The organism is Anabaena sp. CCY 9613, assembly GCF_963920895.1.
Classification (GTDB): Bacteria; Cyanobacteriota; Cyanobacteriia; order Cyanobacteriales; family Nostocaceae; genus Cyanocohniella.
Genome location: NZ_CAWUDE010000010.1, coordinates 140,255 through 160,069, shown reverse-complemented (window position 1 = coordinate 160,069; position 19,815 = coordinate 140,255). Strand labels below are relative to the sequence as shown.

Here is a 19,815-nt window from a genome sequence, read left to right as displayed (position 1 = left end):
TTTTATGGAGGAATTATCAATATTTGGTAATTTTTACAGATTTTCTTTCTAATGCTAAAGTTATTCTGTGGAAATTAGACGAGCGATGGGTAATGATTGAGTTTTGCTGGTAAATAGAACATATCTTACATTTAGTGTCCTAATTTATCTGGCTGTTGCTATACAAAAATAACCAATTATTTATAGTTTGCGATCGCTTGAGGTGTACAAGATGGTTTGTTAAACTTGATACTGAAATATTGTCTTGTCCCAATGGCAAAATCCGCAGATGTCAGCACCAAAAGGTTAATTAGTCTCGCACCCGATAACTGGGTAAGATGGGTAACACAGCTACCAGATATTGTTGTCAGTGAAATTATCAATACAGAATTTCAGTGGATTAGCCGAGAAAGCGACGTTTTAATCCGCGTCCAAAATCCTCAAGGCGAGGAATTTCTAGTTCTCAATGAATTACAGTTGCGCTACAGTGCCAAAATGCCGCGTCGGATGCGTGCCTATGCAGGGCTAGCAGAAGAGAAATATAATTTACCAACTTATCCCGTATTAATCAATATTCTCAAGTCTACAAATGCAGAAATTCCCACAACATACACATCCAATGTTGCGGGTTTACAAGTACGTCAAGACTACCGAGTAATTAATTTATGGGAAGTAGATGTCAATATAACTTTTCAACAACCGTTACCTTCATTGCTTCCCTTTGTACCAATTCTCAAAGGTGGACAGGATGAATCTACAATTCGAGAAGCTTTACAGATTTTACGTGCGGATGAACAATTAAACCAACTGGAGACGGTTTTAGCATTTTTTGCTACGTTTGTATTAGAGACGGCGTTAGTTCAAGAAATAATGAGGTGGGATATGGCTGTTTTACACGAGTCGCCTTGGTATCAAGAAATATTACGCGAGGGACAAGCACGCGGTGAAGCACTAGGTGAAGCACGCGGTGAAGAACGTGGACAAAGACAAGGAATAATTTCTAGCATCGAAACTAGCTTAGAAGCAAAATTTGGCAGTGATGGCTTGGAATTGATGCCGCAAATTGTCCAAATATCTGAATTAGAACGATTAAGATTGATTTTACGGGATATTATCACAGCAAATACAGTGGGAGAATTGCGGCAAATTTTGTAACCCCAAATTTTTCCAATAATATTAAATTAGATACTTTCTTTGTATCTAGCTAACAATTTCGGAATGTAATCATAGCCATCTACACCAATAATGGCAATCATTTTAGGACGGTGTTGCTGTAATAAACTTTGGAAAGCTTCTGCTCCTATTTGTCCTTGTAAAATTGTGAGTAAACCTGCGGGTTGTCGCCACTCATTAGAAGCAATTTGTTCTAGTAAATACATGCCTAAGGCACCAGTATAAATAGCTTTCTCTGAGTTTTGTAGTTGATAATAAGCTTCAGACAAATAAGCTAGATTACGTCCTTGAAGATACAAGTCGCCGGAAATTTGGGCTGTTTTAAAGGCATTTTCTAAGTAGGGAATTGCTGCTGGTGCTTGACTTATAACTAGATAAGCAATACCTAAACTACTAAAACATAAGGCTTTACTTTGAATATCATTTAACTGTTCTGATAACTTTAAACCTTGTTCCAAATAGTTAATAGCTGTTTCATAAATTTCTGGCTCTATTTGTTCGAGTTGTTGGGCTTGCATCACTTCGCTGTAACCCAAATTTACCAGGGCGTTGGCTTCTCCGGTGCGTTCTCCCGTTTGCCGACTCAGCATTAATGCCCGCTGACTATAGTTAATCGCTTCAGGATAATTTTTCTCTTGTACATAGGTACGGCTGAGGTGGTTCAAATTGGCAATTTCACAAGGGCGATCGCCTGCATTTCTAGAAATTTCTAGTGCTTGCTGATGAAATTGGATAGAGCGCTGATATTGTCCTAAAGCACGCTGTGAATAGCCAAGGAGTGTCAAAATTCTGGCTTTTTCCTGGGTTCTGGCAACTCGTCGCAGTGGTTCATCTAAATAATCTAAGGCATCACGTAAAGAACTACCAGAGAAAGAAGCAAAAATTCCCCCGTAGAGAGGAAAATATGAACGCTGGGAAAAATTGCGGAGAATTTGCAGCATCACTTGGGAACAGGCATTACTGTATATTGCCCTACTCTGAAAACCACTTGCCAATTGACTCCAAATTACGGCAAAGGTTAAGAATGTGGAAATCGACAACTTTGAACCGGCTTGGATGTTATAGGCTTGTTGGTCAAACCAGTTGACTAAACCTAGTTGTAAATACTGCAAAATTAATGCCATCTCTACCCAGTCACCAAGGGTAAGATTGTTATGGCGTTCGGCAAATTCAATGGCAGATTGTTCCATTGCTAGGGTGCGAAAAAATGCTTGGGGAATATCACTTTTAACTTGTTTGGCCCAAGTTGCCCAAGGGCCACTTTCTCCAGGGACACCGCCAAATCCCAATTGCTGATTTTGCTCATACATCCAACTTACCAAGTCGTTTTGCAATCTTTGCCGAGCATTTAAACCACGGGTAATTCCTTGGGTGATTTCCTGCAAGTCCAAATCTACCTGAGCAAATTGTTGTAAAGCTTTGGATAACTGCTGTAGTTGTTGCGAATTTGGTGGCTGTTTTTGATTGGGATCGATAACCCGTAAAAATGTCGCCAGACGTTCATCAGTAGCAGCGGTAGTTATATCCTTAACTGCCGAGGCGATCGCTTCTGTAGCTTTATTTTGTTCCCAATATCGCTGCCATTGGCTTTGAATGGTCTTAATTGCCCTCAAACTCCGATTGGCTTTAGATTTCTTCAATTCATCGGTTTCATTATCTACTTGAGCTTGGATGGTGCTGAGGCGATCGCTCAAAACTAACTCAAAGACTTCCCCTGTCCCCGAAGTAATATTTTTCTGCAACATTTGATACACCATTTCTACAGAGCTAACTTTGCCCTGGAGAGTGGCTTGGACAATTTCATCAATTAAGGCGAGATATTGATCACGTAATGGCAGAGATTCTGACACTGTAGCTACTGGAGAACGTCAATTCTCATTTTAATGGGGATTGGGGATTAGAGACTGGGGACAAGGGGATTACCAATTAGTTAGTCTTTCCCCCATCTCCCCACGCCCTACCTTACCAATTGATCGGCAAAATTGAAGAACTGACGCATTAACCCTTTGGTGACTAAAATTGTGGTCAATAAATTAGCGATCGCCACCATGAAAATAATTAAAATTTCGTAGGAGACGGCATCTAGGGGCCTGATTCCTGCTAGTAACTGTCCGGTGGTGATGCCGGGGATGGCTACCATACCTATGAGCATCATTTGATTGAGAGTGGGCAGAAACGCGGCTCTGATGGCTTCTTTGCGGTACTGGCTGACTGCTTGCTGGGGAGTTGCACCTAAGCTGAGGTGAGTTTCTATTTCCAACGGTTGAGCGTTTATAGTGCTAACAAGGCGTTCCCCAGAGATGGCGGCGGCGTTCATGGCGTTACCTAAAATAATTCCTGCTAAGGGAATGATGTATCGCGGTTCGTACCATCTATCTGGTTGAATAATTAAGAAGTTAGTGTACAGCACTGTCAAGGCGGTACTGATTAAAATTGCTCCCCAAACCAAAGGCAAAACAGAGGGAATTTTTTGGCTGATGCGGTTTCGTGCGACAATCGCCGTAATTGTCAAAATTACTGCTAAAATCGCCAAAACTGCCCAAGGGTTGTCTAAAGCAAAAATGAAATCTAAAACGTATCCTAATACGAGTAGTTGGAGGATAGTTCTGCCTGTCACAATGGCTAAGTTTAACTCTAGTCCGAGTTTTTCCCAAGCAGATAAACCAATGGCAATGGCCATCAATCCGACAGCCAGTCCTAAATCAACCAAATCGAGCCTAATCAAATCCGTCATGGGTTTTCTCCCTCCTAAGCCGATCTACTTGGAACTTTAATTCCAGGTGTGGGATCTTGGTTGATATGTATCACCTTTTTTACCAACCAATGGTATCCTTAACCATAAAATAAATTCAGTAATATCCCGCTTTGATGCGTATCCGGGGCGACAGTCTTTCAAAGGCTTTTTGATAAATATCTCAATCAGCAAAAATTGGCCGTCGAAGTGCATCCTTTGTATCTTCAACTTAATGAAAACTCATGATCCAAAGCGTAAATTCTATCCCTGCCTTTGATATTAAACAACAATACGCCACCATTGAAGCAGAAGTGAGTGCAGCTGTTCTAGAGGTTTTGGCTTCTGGGCGTTACATTGGCGGCCCCATTGTTGAAGCCTTTGAGCAACAATTTGCAGCCTATCATCAGGTAAGTAATTGTATAGCTTGCAACTCTGGTACTGATGCACTTTACTTAGCATTACGCGCTCTAGAAATTGGTGCAGGTGATGAAATAATTACTACACCTTTTACTTTTGTGGCGACGGCTGAAGTAATTAGTGCTGTAGGTGCCAAGCCTATTTTTGTTGATATAGACACTACTACTTTTAATCTTGATTTACACCAGGTGACTGCGGCCATTACTCCTCAAACTAAAGCCATTATCCCAGTGCATTTATTTGGGCAACCTGTGGATATGACAGCACTGATGGCCATCGCTCAGTCTCACAATTTAGCAGTTATTGAAGATTGCGCTCAATCTACAGGTGCCAGTTGGAACAATCAGAAAGTCGGTAGTATTGGACATATTGGTTGCTTTAGTTTCTACCCTACCAAGAATTTAGGTGGTTGCGGTGATGGTGGAGCCATTACTACTAATGATCCAAAATTGGCTACCAAGTTGCGGGTACTTAAGGAACATGGACAAACAAAGCAGTATTATTACGAGGAAGTTGGTGTAAATAGCCGTTTAGATGCCATTCAAGCGACAATTCTGCAAATTAAACTCCGACACCTCGATACTTGGAATCAGAAAAGGCAGGCGATCGCCGCTTACTACCAAAAATTTCTCAGTCAAGTTCCCGGTATTGTGACACCCCAAGAATTACCTGGTGGTGTTGGTGTCTGGAATCAATACACTATTCGCATCTCCACTGAAGGGCGAAATGGTTCTACAGCTACCTATCGAGACTCGGTGCGTAGTCAATTACAAGAACGGGGAGTCAGTTCAATGGTTTATTATCCCCACCCCCTACATTTGCAGCCCGTGTATCAACATCTGGGTTATCAGCCAGGGCAATTACCCGTGACAGAGTTAGCTTGTCAAGAGGTGCTATCTTTGCCCATGTTCCCAGAATTGACACAGGAACAGCAAGACCAAGTGATTTATGCGTTAAAAGATTGTTTGGGTTAAGGATTGGGAAAGAGGCAGGGGGGCAGGGGGGAAATTTCTTCGTTACTCCCCACTCCCCACTCCCTAACTAAACGATCGCCTTATTAGCTATAGCTATGGCTTCAACTAAGCCGCGCACAGCAGCAATCATGGCTACTTCGCTATTGAGTTGGTTAATGGCGGAACCTACACCAACGCCTGCGGCACCGGAGGCGATCGCTAGAGGTGCGGTAACGTTAGAAATACCGGAAGCACAGAGTACAGGTACTGATACCACACGGGAAATTTCATAAGCGGCGGCTAAGGTGGGGGCGGCTTTTTCAATTAATCCCAAGGTTCCAGGGTGTGCTGGCTGGCTGCTGGTACCGCCTTCGGTTTGAATAATATCAGCACCGGCTTTAACTAGTTCTTCTGCAAGTTGTACTTGTTGATCTAGTTCTAGGATGTGGGGAACGGTGACAGATAAGGTGATTTCTGGCAACAGGGCGCGGGTTTGGTGAGTTAGTGCTAAAACTTCTTCTGCTTCAAATCTGCGTCCTTGAGCATAAAAACTATCAAAGTTGCCAATTTCAATTAAATCTGCACCAGCAGCTACAGCTTGAACAAATTTTTCTGGATCTACTGCTGATACACAAACTGGTAACTTAATCAAATTTTTTGCTAACTCAACTAATGCCGCATCAGCTGCAATATCGACAAAAGTCGCACCACCGAGTTCAGCCGCTTTAATTATGGCAGCAACGTGATCGCAATCAAAATTATTCAAACCACTGATCACTTTCAAAACGCTGCGGTTGGTAAATGCACGTTGGAGAGTAGAATGCATTGTCATAGTTCTTCTTTTGAGGCTACGAAAATAAGGCCTATTCTACCGTTCCTCTGTCAGCAGAGTAGAAAAGCCGCAAAAATCTATGGTAGTTGCCATATCTTAATACTCCGATCTTTACTACCACTAATGAGGGTTTTGCCATCTGGGCTAAAAGCCACGGCAAAAACTTCGGCTGTATGCTCTCGGAAATTATGTATCACTTGTCCTGTGCTGAGGTTCCATACTTTTACCGTGTTGTCATCACTGCCAGTAGCTATAGATATACCATCCGGGCTAAAGGCGATCGCATTGACATCAGCATTATGTCCCGCAAAGGTGCGTATTTGTTTACCAGTATTGAAATTCCACAGTTTAACAGTTCTATCATCGCTGGCACTAACCATTAAATTACCGTCTGGACTAATGGCTAAGGCGTTGACATCAGCCGAATGTCCTGTCAAAGTAAATATTTTTTCTCCTGTGTTTAAATTCCAAATTTTAATGGTATCGTCAGTACTACCACTGAGAAAAGTCTGACCATTTGGATGAATAGCTACAAATAAAACTTCTCCTAAATGACCACTGATAGTGCGAATTTCTTCTCCCGTATTGAGATTCCACACTTTAATCAGCGAGTCATAACCACCACTTACCAAAATTTGATTATCCGGGCTAACGGCAACTGAATGAACATAACTTTTATGTCCTTTCAGCGTGCGAATTTTTTCTCCTGTATGCAGATTCCACACTTTGATGGTGTTATCCTTACTACCACTGACAAGAGTTTGCCCATCCTGGCTGATTGTCACAGCATAAATCCAGTCTGAATGTCCTTCAAAAGTGCGGATTTTCCGTTTTTTTTCTAGATGCCAAAGTTTAATCGTGGTGTCATCACTACCACTAGCAAAGATTGTCTTCCCAGAACCAGAGTTTTGCAATTGTGGTTGGAAGGCTAGGGAATTAACATCAGCTAAATGTCCAGTCAAAGATAAATTTTGCCAAGAGTGCAGAAATCCCCCAAAACCCAACAGCAAAATCACACCAGCACAACCAATGAGGCGTTGATGGCGCAATCCAATTTGTGGTTGAATTACAGTCTTAGGAAAAACTGAGGATTGCAAATGAATATTCGACGGTAAAGGCTGTATGGGACTTACTGCCTGTTTTCGCTGTGGTATATCTTGTAGCACTTCATCTGCTGACTGGTAGCGATGTGCTAAATCTTTTTGTAACAGCTTATCTAACACCTGTTGTAATTTTGTGGATATAGGCGACTGCAAATTTTGCCGCCAACCTGACACCCAGCTATAGCCCTGTTCCATATACAAATGATATGGATGAATAGCCGTTAACAGATAAAAACAGGTTGCACCTAAACTAAATAAATCACTAGCTGGATATGCCAAACCATTTTTCATCTGTTCCATTGGTGCATAGCCATAGGAACCGATACTAGTACCAGTATGTTCCATAGAAGTTGCCGTTACTTGCTTGGCAACTCCAAAATCAATCAAGACTAAATTACTGGCAGAAAAAGAATTAGTATCTTGAGAACAGCGACGAATTATATTGTCGGGTTTTAAATCGCGGTGGATGACTTGATACTCATGAATAAACTTCAAAACTGGTAATAATTCCCTGAGAATTTGCCAAATTTGCTCCTCGCTGAAAGTTCCCTGCTGTTTCAACTCCTGGCGTAAAGTTTGCCCTGGGATTAACTGTTGTACTAAGTATAAATAATGATCCTGCCGAAAATAAGCATACAAAGTAGGAATCTGGGGATGTTCTCCTAACTGTTGCAAACGCCGAGCTTCTTCGTGAAACAATTCAGTAGCCTTATGTAAAGCGGTAGTACCTGAAACTCGCGGTGCTAACTGCTTAACAACACAATGTTCTTTGAGCTTATCTTCATCTTCTGCCAAAAAAGTTCTGCCAAAGCCCCCACCGCCCAGTGGCTGGATAATGCGATAGCGGTTTCGCAGTAGTGGTATTATTCTTGTCCCACAACTCTGGCATAATTCTGTACCATCAGCATTGAGGGGGTTATCACAACTGGGATTGAGGCAGTAGCTCATATTTAGTTATTCATCAGCCGTTGTGAATTATATCCATATTTTCACCTACATTGTTCATATTTGCGATCGCTAACTGGAAAATAGGAGCGAGGAAGTTTCCTTCCCTGCTTCTTCAATCTCCTCATCTTGCCATTCCCTCTTATGATGATAAATATCAGAAAAATATAAAGTCGCCACAATTCCACGGCAAAACATGGGTAGTATTTGGGAAATCGATTTTTACTCTCGTCCTATTTTGGACGACAATCAGAAAAAAGTTTGGGAAGTTTTAGTTTGCGAAAGTCCAGGGGATATTCGTACACAGACTGATTCTTTATTTCGCTACGCACAATATTGTTCTAGTACGCAGGTAAATTCGGGTTGGTTACGGACAGCATTGCAAGAAGCAATTGACAAAGCCGGAGAACCACCTATCAAAATTCGCTTTTTCCGTCGCCAAATGAACAATATGATTACTAAAGCTTGTCAGGATGTGGGTATTCCCGCCCAGGCTAGCCGTCGTACTTTAGCTCTCAACCAATGGCTAAAACAGCGCATGGAGGAAGTTTATCCCCAAGAAGAAGGTTATCAAAAAGGGACTAATCCTTCAGTACGTTTGGAAAGTCCTTTACCTCAAAGGTTACCAGATGCTTTAGAAGGCAAACAATGGGCATTTGTTAGCTTACAAGCTGCGGATTTTGCGGAAATGCCAGAGTGGGAAATTGGTTTTGGTGAAGCTTTTCCCCTAGAATTGGCTCATCTATCGCCAAAAACCCGGATTCCTGGGGTATTAATTTTCTCACCGAGAGCATTACCCATAGCCGGTTGGATGTCTGGCTTGGAGTTGGCTTTCTTGAAGTTTGACACCAAACAAGGTGGAAGATTAGTTTTAGAAACTGGTGCTACTGAAAGTTGGATTTTGGCTAATATCAAAAATCCCCAAATTTTAGCAGAAGCTGAAGGTTTTGAAAAAGCCAAACAAAACGCCAACGGCGTGCATTTTATCGGTGTACAATCTGATCCCCAAACCGAATCTTTTGCTGGATTTTGGCTTTTACAAGAGATCAATCTAGCTTAGACTTTAGGTGTATGAGTATCTAAAAATCTAATAAATCCCATGAAGCTACCCGAACTAGATTCTACAACCATAGATCGCATCATAGAAATGGCCTGGGAAGATAGAACACCTTTTGAGGCTATTGAAATGCAATTTGGCTTATCTGAAAAAGACGTAATTAAACTCATGCGACGAGAAATGAAAGAATCTAGTTTTCGGATGTGGCGAGAGCGAGTCACCAAGCGCAAAACAAAACACCTAAATAAGCGAAGTTTTATTGCGGGTAAATTTAAATCAGATAATCAAAAAACCTAAAAGTTTAATTTTTAAACATAAATTATTGTACTAAGTAGAACGATTTGAAAAAACCAAACTATGTGAGGTAATGTAAAAAAAATTGCATTTGTTTCGTAGTAAGGACTTCAGTCCTTATTAGAGGACTAAAGTCCTCACCCTACGGGTGATGCCGACCGATGCCGCAGGCTGTACGTTAGTCGCTCATGGGGGAAACCCCCCGCCGTTCGCCTTTGGCGTCTCCCCTTGGGAGAAGGATGCCCGTTCGCGTAGCGTCTCCTTTAGGAGAAGGGCTGTAGACCGCGCTAACTCACTACAAACCTTTAATTATTTACACCATTCTACTTAATGACTTATGAATATTGGTATTTGGGTATTGGGTGACCAGCTTTGGGAACAACAAGCTGCATTACAAAGTTGTTCTCATCAAGAGAATGTACATGTAATTTTTATTGAATCACTACAACATATCCAAGTACGCCCTTATCACCAGCAAAAATTAGTTTTAGTATGGTCAGCAATGCGACATTTTGCTGAAGAATTACTTCATCAAGCATATGCTGTTACCTACAAAATAGCCGATGATTTCATCACACCCTTAAAAGAATGGATTCAAGACAATCACATTACAGAATTGCGGGTGATGATACCAAATGACCGACCTTTTACCCAATTCATTCAAAGTTTAGATTTGTCTTGTAAAATTACCCTAGTTCCTAACAATCATTTTTTGTGGAGTACAGAAGAATTTAATCATTGGGCTAAAAATCGTAAGCGCCTATTAATGGAAGATTTCTATCGAGAAGGTAGACGACGTTTTCAGATTTTGATGGAGAAAAATCAACCAATTGGGGGTACTTGGAACTTAGATAAAGAAAATCGCCAACCACCCAAAGGTAATCTAAATACACCGCTTACACAGTGGTTTGAAGCTGATGATATTACTCAGGATGTCATCACCAAAGTTAAATCACTTACTATTCCCACTTATGGAGATTTAGAACCGTTTCGTTGGGGAGTAAATCGCTCCCAAGCCCTACAAGTTTTAGATTGGTTTATTCAACATAGATTATCTAATTTTGGCACTTACCAAGATGCCATGATAACAGGAGAAGAAACCATGTGGCACGCCTTAATTTCTCCTTACTTAAATCTGGGGTTACTCCAACCATTAGAAGTTATTCAAGCAGCCGAACAAGCTGATCAAAAGCAGCAAATTCCATTAAATAGTGTAGAAGGTTTTATTCGTCAGGTTTTAGGTTGGCGTGAATATATGCGGGGAATTTATCATTTTGTAGATGCAGATTACCCTGATAAAAATTGGTTTGATTACACCCAACCATTACCAGAATTATTTTGGACTGGTGAAACTAAAATGAATTGTTTACACCAAGTTCTTACTCAAGTGCAACGCACAGGATACGCTCATCATATCCAGCGATTAATGATACTTAGTAACTTTGCTCTCATTGCGGGAATTTCACCCCAAGCGGTAGAAAATTGGTTTCACGCTGCATTTATTGATGCTTATGATTGGGTGATGCAAACAAATGTTATTGGTATGGGTTTATTCGCAGATGGGGGAAGATTAGCATCAAAACCTTATGCTGCATCGGCCAATTACATCAATAAGATGAGTGACTATTGTAAAAGTTGCGTTTATAACCACAAAGAACGAATTGGTGAAAATGCTTGTCCGTTTAATTTCTTTTATTGGAACTTTCTCGATAAACATCGTGATAAACTACAGACTCAAGGGCGGATGAGTTTTATTTTAAAAAACTTAGATAAAATGTCTGCTGAAGAAATACAGTCAATCCGTCAACAATCACAAAAATGGTGGGCTGATACCACTGTGTATTGAAAATTAATCCCCTCTGCGTCACTCTGCGTTAAAAAAAACCACCCCACTCATCTTTTCCTCCAACAAATCCAACAACGCATCAACATCCTTTCCCACCTCCTCAAAACAAACAGGTGGCGGTGGTTCCGGTGCAAACTGAATCAACTTAATCTCACCTTTCCCAATCCCAATCATCACCACTTCCACTTCAGGTTGATGATTATCCACAATTCCCAAAATTTCCTGAAGCCGATTTTCCACCTTATCGTTTAAATTTTCTATCGCTGCTTGAGGACAATAAACAAAATGCGGCGTTGGCTGCAAATCAATCCCCACAGTACCCTGACTGTTACCATTTGCTAACCACAAACCCCAAAACAGCGCCGCCAAATCCCGCTGATTTTCCTTAACAAACTTATCCAACTGACGACGCCACTTGCTATCTCCAGTTTCCGGCTGACTACTACCAAACATCATAATATCTTTGTATCTTTGCGTCTTTGCGCCTTTGCGTGAGAATCATCTTAACCCACTTTGCACACGCCAGAGACTGGCATAAACCCCATTGTGATCCAACAACTCCTCATGAGTCCCAGACTCTATCAACTTTCCATATTCCATCACATAAATACAGTCAGCATTGCGAATAGTAGAAAGACGATGAGCGATCGCAATGGTAGTTCTATCTACTGTAATCCGTTCGAGCGATCGCTGGATAGCCGCTTCGGTTTCATTATCCACCGCCGAGGTAGCCTCATCTAAAACCAAAATTGGCGGATCTTTGAGTATTGCACGAGCAATGGCAATTCTCTGGCGTTGTCCACCAGATAACTTTTGACCACGCTCCCCGACAATTGTCTCATAACCTTGGGGCAGTTCCCTAATAAATTCATCTGCCTCAGCCACCTTAGCAGCAGTAATTATCTCTGATTCTGTAGCATCAAAGCTGCCATAAGCAATATTCTCGGCTACCGTACCATGAAATAAAAATACATCTTGACTCACCAAGCCAATACAGCGCCGCAAATCCCGCAAGTTTAAATTCTGTAATTCAATGCCATCTAGGGTAATTTTCCCAGATTTCACCTCATATAACCGCAATAGCAGTTTCACTAAAGTACTTTTACCCGAACCCGTCGCACCCACAATAGCAATGGTTTTTCCTGCGGGGACTCGCAACGACAGATTTTCAATTACTGGTAATCTATCTTTGTAAGCAAAACTCACATGATGAAATTCCACCTCCCCGCGCACTTTATCCACAGGTAAAGTGATATTTCCCGGATGAATCGCCAAAGGAGTATCCAATAAATCCATCACGCGATTAGTAGAAGCCATTGCCCGTTGATATAAATCAAAGGTATCGCCTAACCTAGTTAAAGGCCAAAGTAAACGCTGGACTAAAAAGATTAATACACTATAAACACCTACAGATATTCTCCCAGCTACTGCTGCCATCCCACCAAACAGTAACAAGGCTGTAAAACTAATTAAAATCAACATCCGAATCAACGGAATAAAAGCAGCCGACAGGGCGATCGCTTTGGAGTTACTTTGTCTATAAGCTATACTTTCTATTTCTAAACGTCCGGCTTCATATTCTTCAGCCGTGAAACTCTTAATCGTAGTAATACCACTCAAATTATTGGACAAACGTCCATTAAGTAAACCTACCTTTTCCCGCACATCAGCGTAACGTGGTGCTAATAACTTCTGAAAAGCTACCGAACCCCAAAGAATAAATGGCATGGGCAAAATTGCCATCCAAGCTATACTAGGAGCCAACACAAAAAATGCCCCACCAATAATGACAACGGTTGTGGCTACTTGAATAATGTCATTTGCTCCCACATCCAAAAAACGCTCTAATTGGTTAACATCATCACTGAGGATAGACATTAAACCACCAGTGCTGCGTTCTTCAAAATAAGCTAATTCCAATTCTTGCAGGTGTTTATATGCATCCAGACGTAAATTATGCTGAATCTTCTGCCCTAAGTTGCGCCACAATAACTTATATCGATACTCAAAAAATGATTCTAGTATCCAAGTGACAACAGTGAGTAAAGACAGAATCAAAAATTGCCCCAAGATATCTTGAATACCAAACTGGGCAATGATAGAGTCCTGCTGCTGAACTACTACATCCACTGCAATCCCAATTAATGCCGGTGGTGCTAGGTCAAAAAGTTTATTCAAAACAGAACAACCAATTGCCAGCCAAATTTGCCGACGATACTCATTCCCGTAGTCAAGCAGTCGTTGAAGCGGATGTGCTGAATGTCTACGCCTTGTCAAAGTTTGATGAGATTTAATTGCTCTAGCCACAGTGATTTACAGTTGCGTGAACTCGATGTTACCACGATGGGGAGAAAGTATCTTGCCTTTGTAGTCTGATTCTTGAGTGGATAGACAAAGGACGTGTCACCATAGTACAGGAGTTGCCAAAAGATGCATAAGGAGATAGAACCTTGAAAAGTCAACAATTGGGGAATTGGCAAACCACAGTTTTCGGAATTGTGTTAGCACTTATTGTCCTCGTCGGACTAAATTCCTTTGTGATTCTCAACCCAGGACAAGCAGGAGTCATCAGCATTTTAGGTAAAGCTAGAGATGGTGCGCTACTAGAAGGTATTCACATTAAACCACCGCTTGTCTCGGTAGTTGATGTGTATGATTTGACAGTACAAAAATTTGAAGTCCCGGCGGAAAGTTCTACTAAGGACTTACAAAATTTATCTGCGAGATTTGCCATTAACTTTCGCCTTGATCCTACAAGGGTAGTTGAGGTGAGAAGAAAACAGGGAACTTTAGCAAATATTGTCTCGAAAATCATCGCTCCTCAGACACAGGAAGCATTTAAAATCGCTGCGGCTAGAAGAACAGTAGAAGAAGCAATTACTAAAAGGAGTGAATTAAAAGAAGACTTTGATTTGGCTTTGAGCGATCGCTTGGCTAAATATGGGATAATTGTGCTAGATACTAGCGTAGTTGACTTAAATTTCTCCCCAGAGTTTGCCAGAGCTGTAGAAGAAAAACAAATAGCTGAACAGCGCGCACAAAGAGCCGTTTATATAGCGCGGGAAGCCGAACAACAAGCGCAAGCAGATGTTAATCGTGCCAAAGGTAGAGCAGAAGCTCAAAGACTATTAGCAGAGACTCTTAAAGCCCAAGGTGGGCAGTTAGTTCTCCAAAAAGAAGCAATTGAAGCTTGGAGAAATGGTGGCTCTCAAATGCCAAATGTCCTCGTTATGGGTGGCGAAGCCAAAGGCAGTGTGCCATTCATTTTCAATCTAGGGAATGTTCCCAATCAACCATAACTTAGGTAAATAATGCAAATGGGGTGGGCTATACCCACCTCAAGCACACCAACAAAACTCAGAAGACAACAAACGAATTTATGTCAACTCCCAATCATCAGAATCTCACAATCTCCGAAGCCAAAAAAATCCTGAACAAATTTAATTGCTTAGATATCGCTCCCATTCTCAAACCTTCGGAAAAAGCGTTAGTCTGCCGAGCTTTAGTGTTGGTAACGAGTATTTCTGATTACCAAATATTAGGAATTTGCGCTGATACCGCAGAAGAAGGAATAATGGCTATGAGAACTTATTCTCATGCTTTTGGACACGAAGTTCCTAGTAATTTAGCTACGCCGGAAGGACCAGTTTATATTAAATTAAATGGCAAAAATGGCTTATGCTATCTCGATTCCTATGCGGGGCATCATCGGGGAGTTTTAATTTCTTGTCAATCATATAATGAAGGGGGAATAAACGAAATGTATGGACATTTACCCCTCGATTTATTTGCTTAACTTGGTTCTAGATTGCTTTGTCTTTCTTCTCTCTATTAATCTTTTTTCTTTGTGTACTAGCGTCCTTTGCGGTTAGGTTATCTGAAAATCTGAATACACAGCCGCAGAACAAAAGATTATGGGATTGTGACTTTCCCCAGAGGGTAAAAAAATAAACCGCAAAGTACACAAAGGACACAAAGGGAAAAAAGTTAAAAAGAGTTTTAGTATCGGTTACGTATATTTTTGGCAAATTTGCAAACCTCCCTTGTCTGTTAGACTTAATGTTCTACAGAAACTAATTAATGATTCATTTTTATGAGTATTATTACATTACAATCAGTTAAAAAAGATTTTGGCATCAAGGAAATATTAAAAGATGCTAGCTTCAGCTTAGATGCTACTGATAAAGTTGGTTTAATTGGTACCAATGGTTCAGGTAAATCAACCTTATTAAAAATGATTGCTGGACTAGAACCAATTGATAGTGGGCAAATTACTTTTGGTTCTGGTTCAAAGATCATTTATTTACCCCAACAACCAGACTTAGATGAAAATCACACAGTTTTAGAACAAATTTTCGCTGATAGTGGCGAACACATGGCTTTGGTGCGTGAGTATGAAGAACTCTCTGATAAACTGGCTCACTATCCAGAAGATAGTCAACTAATGTCACGCCTTTCTGAGGTAATGCAGCGCATGGAAGCCACCGGTGCTTGGGAACTAGAAACCAACGCTAAAATTATCTTGACTAAGTTAGGAATTTCTGACTTTGATGCTGTCATCGGTACTTTGTCGGGAGGCTATCGCAAACGCATCGCCTTAGCCACAGCTTTGCTATCAGAACCAGATGTGTTACTGATGGATGAGCCTACCAACCATCTGGATGCGCTTTCGGTGGAGTGGTTACAAAGTTATTTAAATCGCTTTCGGGGCGCCCTGTTGCTGATAACCCACGATCGCTACTTTCTTGATAAGGTGACAAACCGGATTATTGAAATAGATCGGGGAGATATTTTTACTTACTCAGGTAATTATTCATACTACCTCGAAAAGAAAGCTTTAGCTGAAGAATCAGCTATCAGTAGCCAACGCAAACATCAAGGTGTATTACGCCGGGAATTGGAATGGTTAAGTCGGGGGCCAAAAGCTAGAAGTACCAAGCAAAAAGCCAGAATTGACCGCGCTCACGCTTTACGAGAAACTGAGTTTAAACAAGTTCAGGGTAAAGTTGATATTTCTACAGTTGGTCGTCGTATTGGTAAAAAAGTTATTGAATTAAATAATGTATCTAAAGGTTACGATGGACGCACTTTAATTAATGATTTCACCTACGAATTTAGTCCAGAAGACCGCATTGGGATTATTGGCGGTAACGGCACCGGAAAATCTACTTTAATGGATATTATTACCGGACGTGTGCAGCCAGATTCCGGTAGTGTGGAAATCGGAACTACCATTCACATTGGCTATTTTGACCAGCATTCCGAAGAGTTACTTACAGCTTTAGATGAAAATCAGCGCGTGATTGACTACATCAAAGAAGAAGGTGAATTTGTCAAAATTTCGGATGGTACACAAATTTCTGCTTCCCAAATGTTGGAACGGTTTCTATTTCCCGGAAACCAGCAATATGCACCCATTCATAAGCTTTCTGGGGGCGAAAAACGGCGTTTATTTTTATTACGGATTCTTATTGGTGCGCCTAATGTTTTGATATTAGATGAACCAACCAATGATTTAGATGTACAGACGTTAGCAGTACTAGAAGATTATTTAGAAGATTTTTCTGGATGTGTGATTGCAGTATCTCACGATCGCTACTTCTTAGATCGCACCGTAGACACAATTTTTGCCTTGGAAACAGGCGGTAATCTGCGACAATATCCAGGGAATTACTCAGTTTATCTAGATTACAAAAAAGCGGAAGAAGAGGCAGAAAAACAACAACAAGCTGCCAATACACCAGAAAAAGCACAAGCAGATATCAAAGCTGCACCTACAACTTCAGACACCGACAACAAAAAGCGCCGCCGACTATCAAACTGGGAAAAGCGCGAATTTGAGGAGTTAGAAGGGAAAATTGCCAAGTTGGAATCAGAAAAAGCCGAAACTGAAAAAGCCTTAGTAAACGTCAAGCCTGGGAATTACACCCAAGTCCAAAACCTTTACGATCAAGTAGAAACCCTGAAGCAAGCGATTGATATGGCAACCGAACGCTGGTTAGAATTAGCTGAGATTGACTCTTAACAAAATCGGTAAAAAATAATATGCTAGTTAAAGTTGGGGATACTGCTCCTGATTTCACTTTACCAGCCCAAAACGGTGCAACAGTTAGCCTTCGAGATTTTCGGGCAAAGCAAGCTGTTGTGTTATATTTTTATCCCAAAGATGACACACCGGGGTGTACAGCCGAATCCTGTGCCTTTCGGGATCAATACGAAGTATTTAAAACTGCTGGTGCAGAAGTAATTGGTATCAGTGGTGACTCTAGCGAATCTCACCAAAAATTTGCCGCCAAGCACAACTTACCCTTTACCCTGCTAAGTGACAAAGATAACCAGGTGCGGAAGCAATACGGTGCAACCACAGCTTTTGGTTTAATTCCTGGCCGCGTAACTTACGTGATTGATCAGCAGGGCGTTGTGCAATACGTATTTGATTCCATGTTGAACTTTAAAGGTCATGTAGAAGAGGCGCTGAAGACCTTACAGCAGTTGGCGGCGAAGTAGGGACAAGCCCCTTCTCTGCGAGACGCTACGCGAATGGGGAAGTCAAAAGGAGCCAGTGCTTTGGGGAGACAGCGCCGTGGGCGGGTTCCCCGACTTGAGGCGACTGTCGTCGGGTTTCCCGACTTGTAGCAACTGGCGTTCAAAAGTCAAAAAAGTTTACTTTTGAGGTGATTTGTCTTTGCTTCCCCGATTCCCTACTCCTTTACTTATGCGAGTAGGAATTTTCCACTACGAAATTATTCGTCTGGGCTGAATGGCCATTCTTACCGTTGGTGTGTCCGTTATTGTTACGGGGTTGAATCACACCATAGCCGCCGTGGTTGCGTTCGTAAATTACATTAATCTCGCCAGTTTCTGAGTTGTGGAACATATAAAAGTCATGTCCCACTAGTTGTAGCTGTTCTAAGGCTTCGTCAACTGTCATCGGTGGCATAGAAAAATATTTTGTGCGGACAACCTCGTTGGGTAATTCAGGAGTGCGATCGCCTATTAAATCTGCTGCTACTGGTTCGGGAACTACTACCTTATTAGTTGGTTGGGCATGAGTTTTCTTATCTTGCCGTCTTTCTTTATATTTACGCAATTGACGAGCAATTTTATCTGCCACTAAATCAATGCTGGCGTATAAGTTTTCACTGCTTTCCTCGGCACGGATGACGCTACCATTTGCAAAAATAGTGACTTCAGCCGCTTGTCTGGGATTTATGCGAGGATTCCGGGCAACGCTAAGATGCACATCCACTTCATTTGTAATGTTCTGAAAGTGACTAACTGCTTTTTCAATCTTTTGATGTACGTATTCCCGAATCGCATCGGTGATTTCAATATTTTTGCCGTGGATGACAAGCTTCATGTAAACTCTCCCACTCAATATTTGAATTTGATGTGAATTTGTTTTGTATGAAAAGAAGTTGCGGTAATCTATCAATACCGCCAAAACAAATTGTGAACAATTGTAATGTACTGTTTGTGCGCTTTCTCTAAGTTGACAGTTTTATCTGGTTCGAGATGCAAACAATTTATTAGAGTCATCAGCCAGTGCATTCGTTTCTATTCGTTCTTATTTGTTGGCGTGATGCGTGTTGCAGCAATCCCTCCTAACACCATTGAGGTTATATATTCAAACTAGCACTTTGTATTTTCTAATGCAGGTTCCCTTGATGTTCCTTTAAAATCCTTTGCATAGCTTGACATTTGTTGACTAAATTCCTGGAAGTTGAAATATATTTAGTCAATAAACCAGTTGATTTTTGGCATGATCCGTAGTACGAAAACACATCAGAGACGTTGTTTGTTATTTAACGCAGGATTGATGCCATACATAGATGCTCACCTATGGCAGCGATCGCTCTTGCACGAACGCATTCATGACCCTACTTTAGATGATGTGTTAATCTTGCTAGAGCATCCGCCCGTCTACACCTTAGGACAAGGCAGTAACCCAGAATTTATCAAGTTTGACCAAGAAAATAGTCAATTTGATGTCCACAGAGTTGAACGTGGCGGCGAAGTCACCTATCATTGTCCTGGTCAACTGGTAGGGTATCCGATTTTAAATTTACGACATTATCGTCAAGACCTGCATTGGTACCTACGGCAGTTAGAAGAAGTATTAATTCGGGTGTTAGCTATTTATGGGTTGTCAGGCGATCGCCTCCCCGGTTTTACTGGTGTGTGGTTAGAAGGGCGAAAAGTCGCCGCCATTGGCATTAAAGTTAGCCGCTGGATTACCATGCATGGGTTTGCTCTAAATGTTTGTCCCGATATGTCAGGCTTTGCACACATAATCCCCTGCGGCATTGCTGATAAACCTGTAGGCAGTTTAGCCCAATGGATTCCCGGTATTACCTGCCAAGAAGTACGTACTCATATAGCCCAGTCCTTTGCAGAAGTCTTCGGCGTGGAATTAGTCGAAGTAAACTACCCACCACACTGACCAAACAATTCGCAATTCGCAGCAGTAGAGTCTGCGGGG

At 41.4% G+C, this 19,815-nt stretch carries 17 protein-coding genes; 10 read left to right on the top strand and 7 right to left on the bottom strand.

Annotation, left to right across the window (positions count from 1 at the left end; translation table 11 throughout):
• The first annotated feature begins 252 nt into the window (after positions 1-252).
• Positions 253-1,134 (top strand): Rpn family recombination-promoting nuclease/putative transposase, encoded by an 882-nt coding sequence (locus ACM0OT_RS13860; protein ID WP_414564916.1) that lies wholly within the window; start codon positions 253-255, stop codon positions 1,132-1,134.
• A 26-nt stretch (positions 1,135-1,160) separates the two neighbouring features.
• On the opposite strand, the gene ACM0OT_RS13855 is transcribed toward ACM0OT_RS13860, so the two are convergent.
• Entirely contained in the window at positions 1,161-3,002 is a 1,842-nt protein-coding gene (locus ACM0OT_RS13855; RefSeq protein WP_414564915.1) for a tetratricopeptide repeat protein, read from the bottom strand.
• Between the two features lie 107 nt (positions 3,003-3,109).
• Entirely contained in the window at positions 3,110-3,886 is a 777-nt protein-coding gene (locus tag ACM0OT_RS13850; RefSeq protein WP_414564913.1) for an ABC transporter permease, read from the bottom strand.
• Positions 3,887-4,128: 242 nt separating this feature from the next.
• Between ACM0OT_RS13850 and ACM0OT_RS13845 the strand changes: the two genes are divergently transcribed.
• The gene (locus ACM0OT_RS13845) at positions 4,129-5,277 is read left to right on the top strand and encodes a DegT/DnrJ/EryC1/StrS family aminotransferase (protein WP_414564912.1); all 1,149 of its coding nucleotides are present in this window, start codon (positions 4,129-4,131) and stop codon (positions 5,275-5,277) included.
• Between the two features lie 67 nt (positions 5,278-5,344).
• On the opposite strand, the gene ACM0OT_RS13840 is transcribed toward ACM0OT_RS13845, so the two are convergent.
• Complete coding sequence (locus tag ACM0OT_RS13840) at positions 5,345-6,088, bottom strand: DUF561 domain-containing protein (RefSeq protein ID WP_414564910.1); 744 nt, start codon at positions 6,086-6,088, stop codon at positions 5,345-5,347.
• A 77-nt stretch (positions 6,089-6,165) separates the two neighbouring features.
• Positions 6,166-8,139, bottom strand: coding sequence for a protein kinase domain-containing protein (locus ACM0OT_RS13835; protein WP_414564908.1), 1,974 nt, complete (start codon positions 8,137-8,139; stop codon positions 6,166-6,168).
• A 193-nt stretch (positions 8,140-8,332) separates the two neighbouring features.
• On the opposite strand from ACM0OT_RS13835, the gene ACM0OT_RS13830 reads away from it, so the two are divergent.
• From ACM0OT_RS13830 to ACM0OT_RS13820, 3 genes are all read left to right on the top strand, one after another.
• Positions 8,333-9,196 carry a Tab2/Atab2 family RNA-binding protein gene (locus tag ACM0OT_RS13830; protein ID WP_414564907.1) on the top strand — a complete coding sequence of 288 codons (864 nt, stop codon included), beginning with the start codon at positions 8,333-8,335 and terminating at the stop codon, positions 9,194-9,196.
• 39 nt (positions 9,197-9,235) lie between these two features.
• Positions 9,236-9,490 carry a TIGR03643 family protein gene (locus ACM0OT_RS13825; protein WP_414564906.1) on the top strand — a complete coding sequence of 85 codons (255 nt, stop codon included), beginning with the start codon at positions 9,236-9,238 and terminating at the stop codon, positions 9,488-9,490.
• A 334-nt stretch (positions 9,491-9,824) separates the two neighbouring features.
• Positions 9,825-11,333: a cryptochrome/photolyase family protein gene (locus tag ACM0OT_RS13820; RefSeq protein ID WP_414564905.1), complete on the top strand. Its 1,509-nt coding sequence runs from the start codon at positions 9,825-9,827 to the stop codon at positions 11,331-11,333.
• Positions 11,334-11,351: 18 nt separating this feature from the next.
• Here the strand turns inward: ACM0OT_RS13820 and ACM0OT_RS13815 are convergent, their stop codons facing one another.
• Together ACM0OT_RS13815 and ACM0OT_RS13810 are read right to left on the bottom strand one after the other, a co-directional pair.
• Positions 11,352-11,789, bottom strand: coding sequence for a hypothetical protein (locus ACM0OT_RS13815; RefSeq protein ID WP_414564904.1), 438 nt, complete (start codon positions 11,787-11,789; stop codon positions 11,352-11,354).
• 42 nt (positions 11,790-11,831) lie between these two features.
• Complete coding sequence (locus ACM0OT_RS13810; protein ID WP_414564903.1) at positions 11,832-13,640, bottom strand: ABC transporter ATP-binding protein; 1,809 nt, start codon at positions 13,638-13,640, stop codon at positions 11,832-11,834.
• Between the two features lie 143 nt (positions 13,641-13,783).
• On the opposite strand from ACM0OT_RS13810, the gene ACM0OT_RS13805 reads away from it, so the two are divergent.
• The 4 genes from ACM0OT_RS13805 (at position 13,784) to ACM0OT_RS13790 (ending at position 17,840) form a co-directional block, all read left to right on the top strand.
• A complete protein-coding gene (locus ACM0OT_RS13805; RefSeq protein ID WP_414546015.1) occupies positions 13,784-14,632 on the top strand; it encodes a prohibitin family protein in 849 nt (282 codons plus the stop codon).
• An 80-nt stretch (positions 14,633-14,712) separates the two neighbouring features.
• Entirely contained in the window at positions 14,713-15,129 is a 417-nt protein-coding gene (locus ACM0OT_RS13800; RefSeq protein WP_414564902.1) for a DUF1824 family protein, read from the top strand.
• 297 nt (positions 15,130-15,426) lie between these two features.
• Positions 15,427-17,358: an ATP-binding cassette domain-containing protein gene (locus tag ACM0OT_RS13795; RefSeq protein ID WP_414564901.1), complete on the top strand. Its 1,932-nt coding sequence runs from the start codon at positions 15,427-15,429 to the stop codon at positions 17,356-17,358.
• 20 nt (positions 17,359-17,378) lie between these two features.
• Positions 17,379-17,840 (top strand): peroxiredoxin, encoded by a 462-nt coding sequence (locus ACM0OT_RS13790; RefSeq protein ID WP_414564900.1) that lies wholly within the window; start codon positions 17,379-17,381, stop codon positions 17,838-17,840.
• A gap of 202 nt (positions 17,841-18,042) precedes the next feature.
• Here the strand turns inward: ACM0OT_RS13790 and hpf are convergent, their stop codons facing one another.
• On the bottom strand, positions 18,043-18,693 hold the full coding sequence (gene hpf / locus ACM0OT_RS13785; protein ID WP_414564899.1) for a ribosome hibernation-promoting factor, HPF/YfiA family: 651 nt from the start codon (positions 18,691-18,693) through the stop codon (positions 18,043-18,045).
• A gap of 402 nt (positions 18,694-19,095) precedes the next feature.
• On the opposite strand from hpf, the gene lipB reads away from it, so the two are divergent.
• On the top strand, positions 19,096-19,776 hold the full coding sequence (lipB, locus tag ACM0OT_RS13780) for a lipoyl(octanoyl) transferase LipB (RefSeq protein ID WP_414564898.1): 681 nt from the start codon (positions 19,096-19,098) through the stop codon (positions 19,774-19,776).
• Positions 19,777-19,815: the final 39 nt, after the last annotated feature.

Coding starts and splice junctions, on each gene's coding strand:
- ACM0OT_RS13835 (WP_414564908.1), bottom strand. CDS start 8,139: ATGAGCTACTGCCTCAATCCCAGTTGTGATAACCCCCTCAATGCTGAT.
- ACM0OT_RS13795 (WP_414564901.1), top strand. CDS start 15,427: ATGAGTATTATTACATTACAATCAGTTAAAAAAGATTTTGGCATCAAG.
- ACM0OT_RS13850 (WP_414564913.1), bottom strand. CDS start 3,886: ATGACGGATTTGATTAGGCTCGATTTGGTTGATTTAGGACTGGCTGTC.
- ACM0OT_RS13830 (WP_414564907.1), top strand. CDS start 8,333: ATGGGTAGTATTTGGGAAATCGATTTTTACTCTCGTCCTATTTTGGAC.
- ACM0OT_RS13815 (WP_414564904.1), bottom strand. CDS start 11,789: ATGATGTTTGGTAGTAGTCAGCCGGAAACTGGAGATAGCAAGTGGCGT.
- ACM0OT_RS13825 (WP_414564906.1), top strand. CDS start 9,236: ATGAAGCTACCCGAACTAGATTCTACAACCATAGATCGCATCATAGAA.
- lipB (WP_414564898.1), top strand. CDS start 19,096: ATGATCCGTAGTACGAAAACACATCAGAGACGTTGTTTGTTATTTAAC.
- ACM0OT_RS13820 (WP_414564905.1), top strand. CDS start 9,825: ATGAATATTGGTATTTGGGTATTGGGTGACCAGCTTTGGGAACAACAA.
- ACM0OT_RS13800 (WP_414564902.1), top strand. CDS start 14,713: ATGTCAACTCCCAATCATCAGAATCTCACAATCTCCGAAGCCAAAAAA.
- hpf (WP_414564899.1), bottom strand. CDS start 18,693: ATGAAGCTTGTCATCCACGGCAAAAATATTGAAATCACCGATGCGATT.
- ACM0OT_RS13860 (WP_414564916.1), top strand. CDS start 253: ATGGCAAAATCCGCAGATGTCAGCACCAAAAGGTTAATTAGTCTCGCA.
- ACM0OT_RS13845 (WP_414564912.1), top strand. CDS start 4,129: ATGATCCAAAGCGTAAATTCTATCCCTGCCTTTGATATTAAACAACAA.
- ACM0OT_RS13790 (WP_414564900.1), top strand. CDS start 17,379: ATGCTAGTTAAAGTTGGGGATACTGCTCCTGATTTCACTTTACCAGCC.
- ACM0OT_RS13840 (WP_414564910.1), bottom strand. CDS start 6,088: ATGACAATGCATTCTACTCTCCAACGTGCATTTACCAACCGCAGCGTT.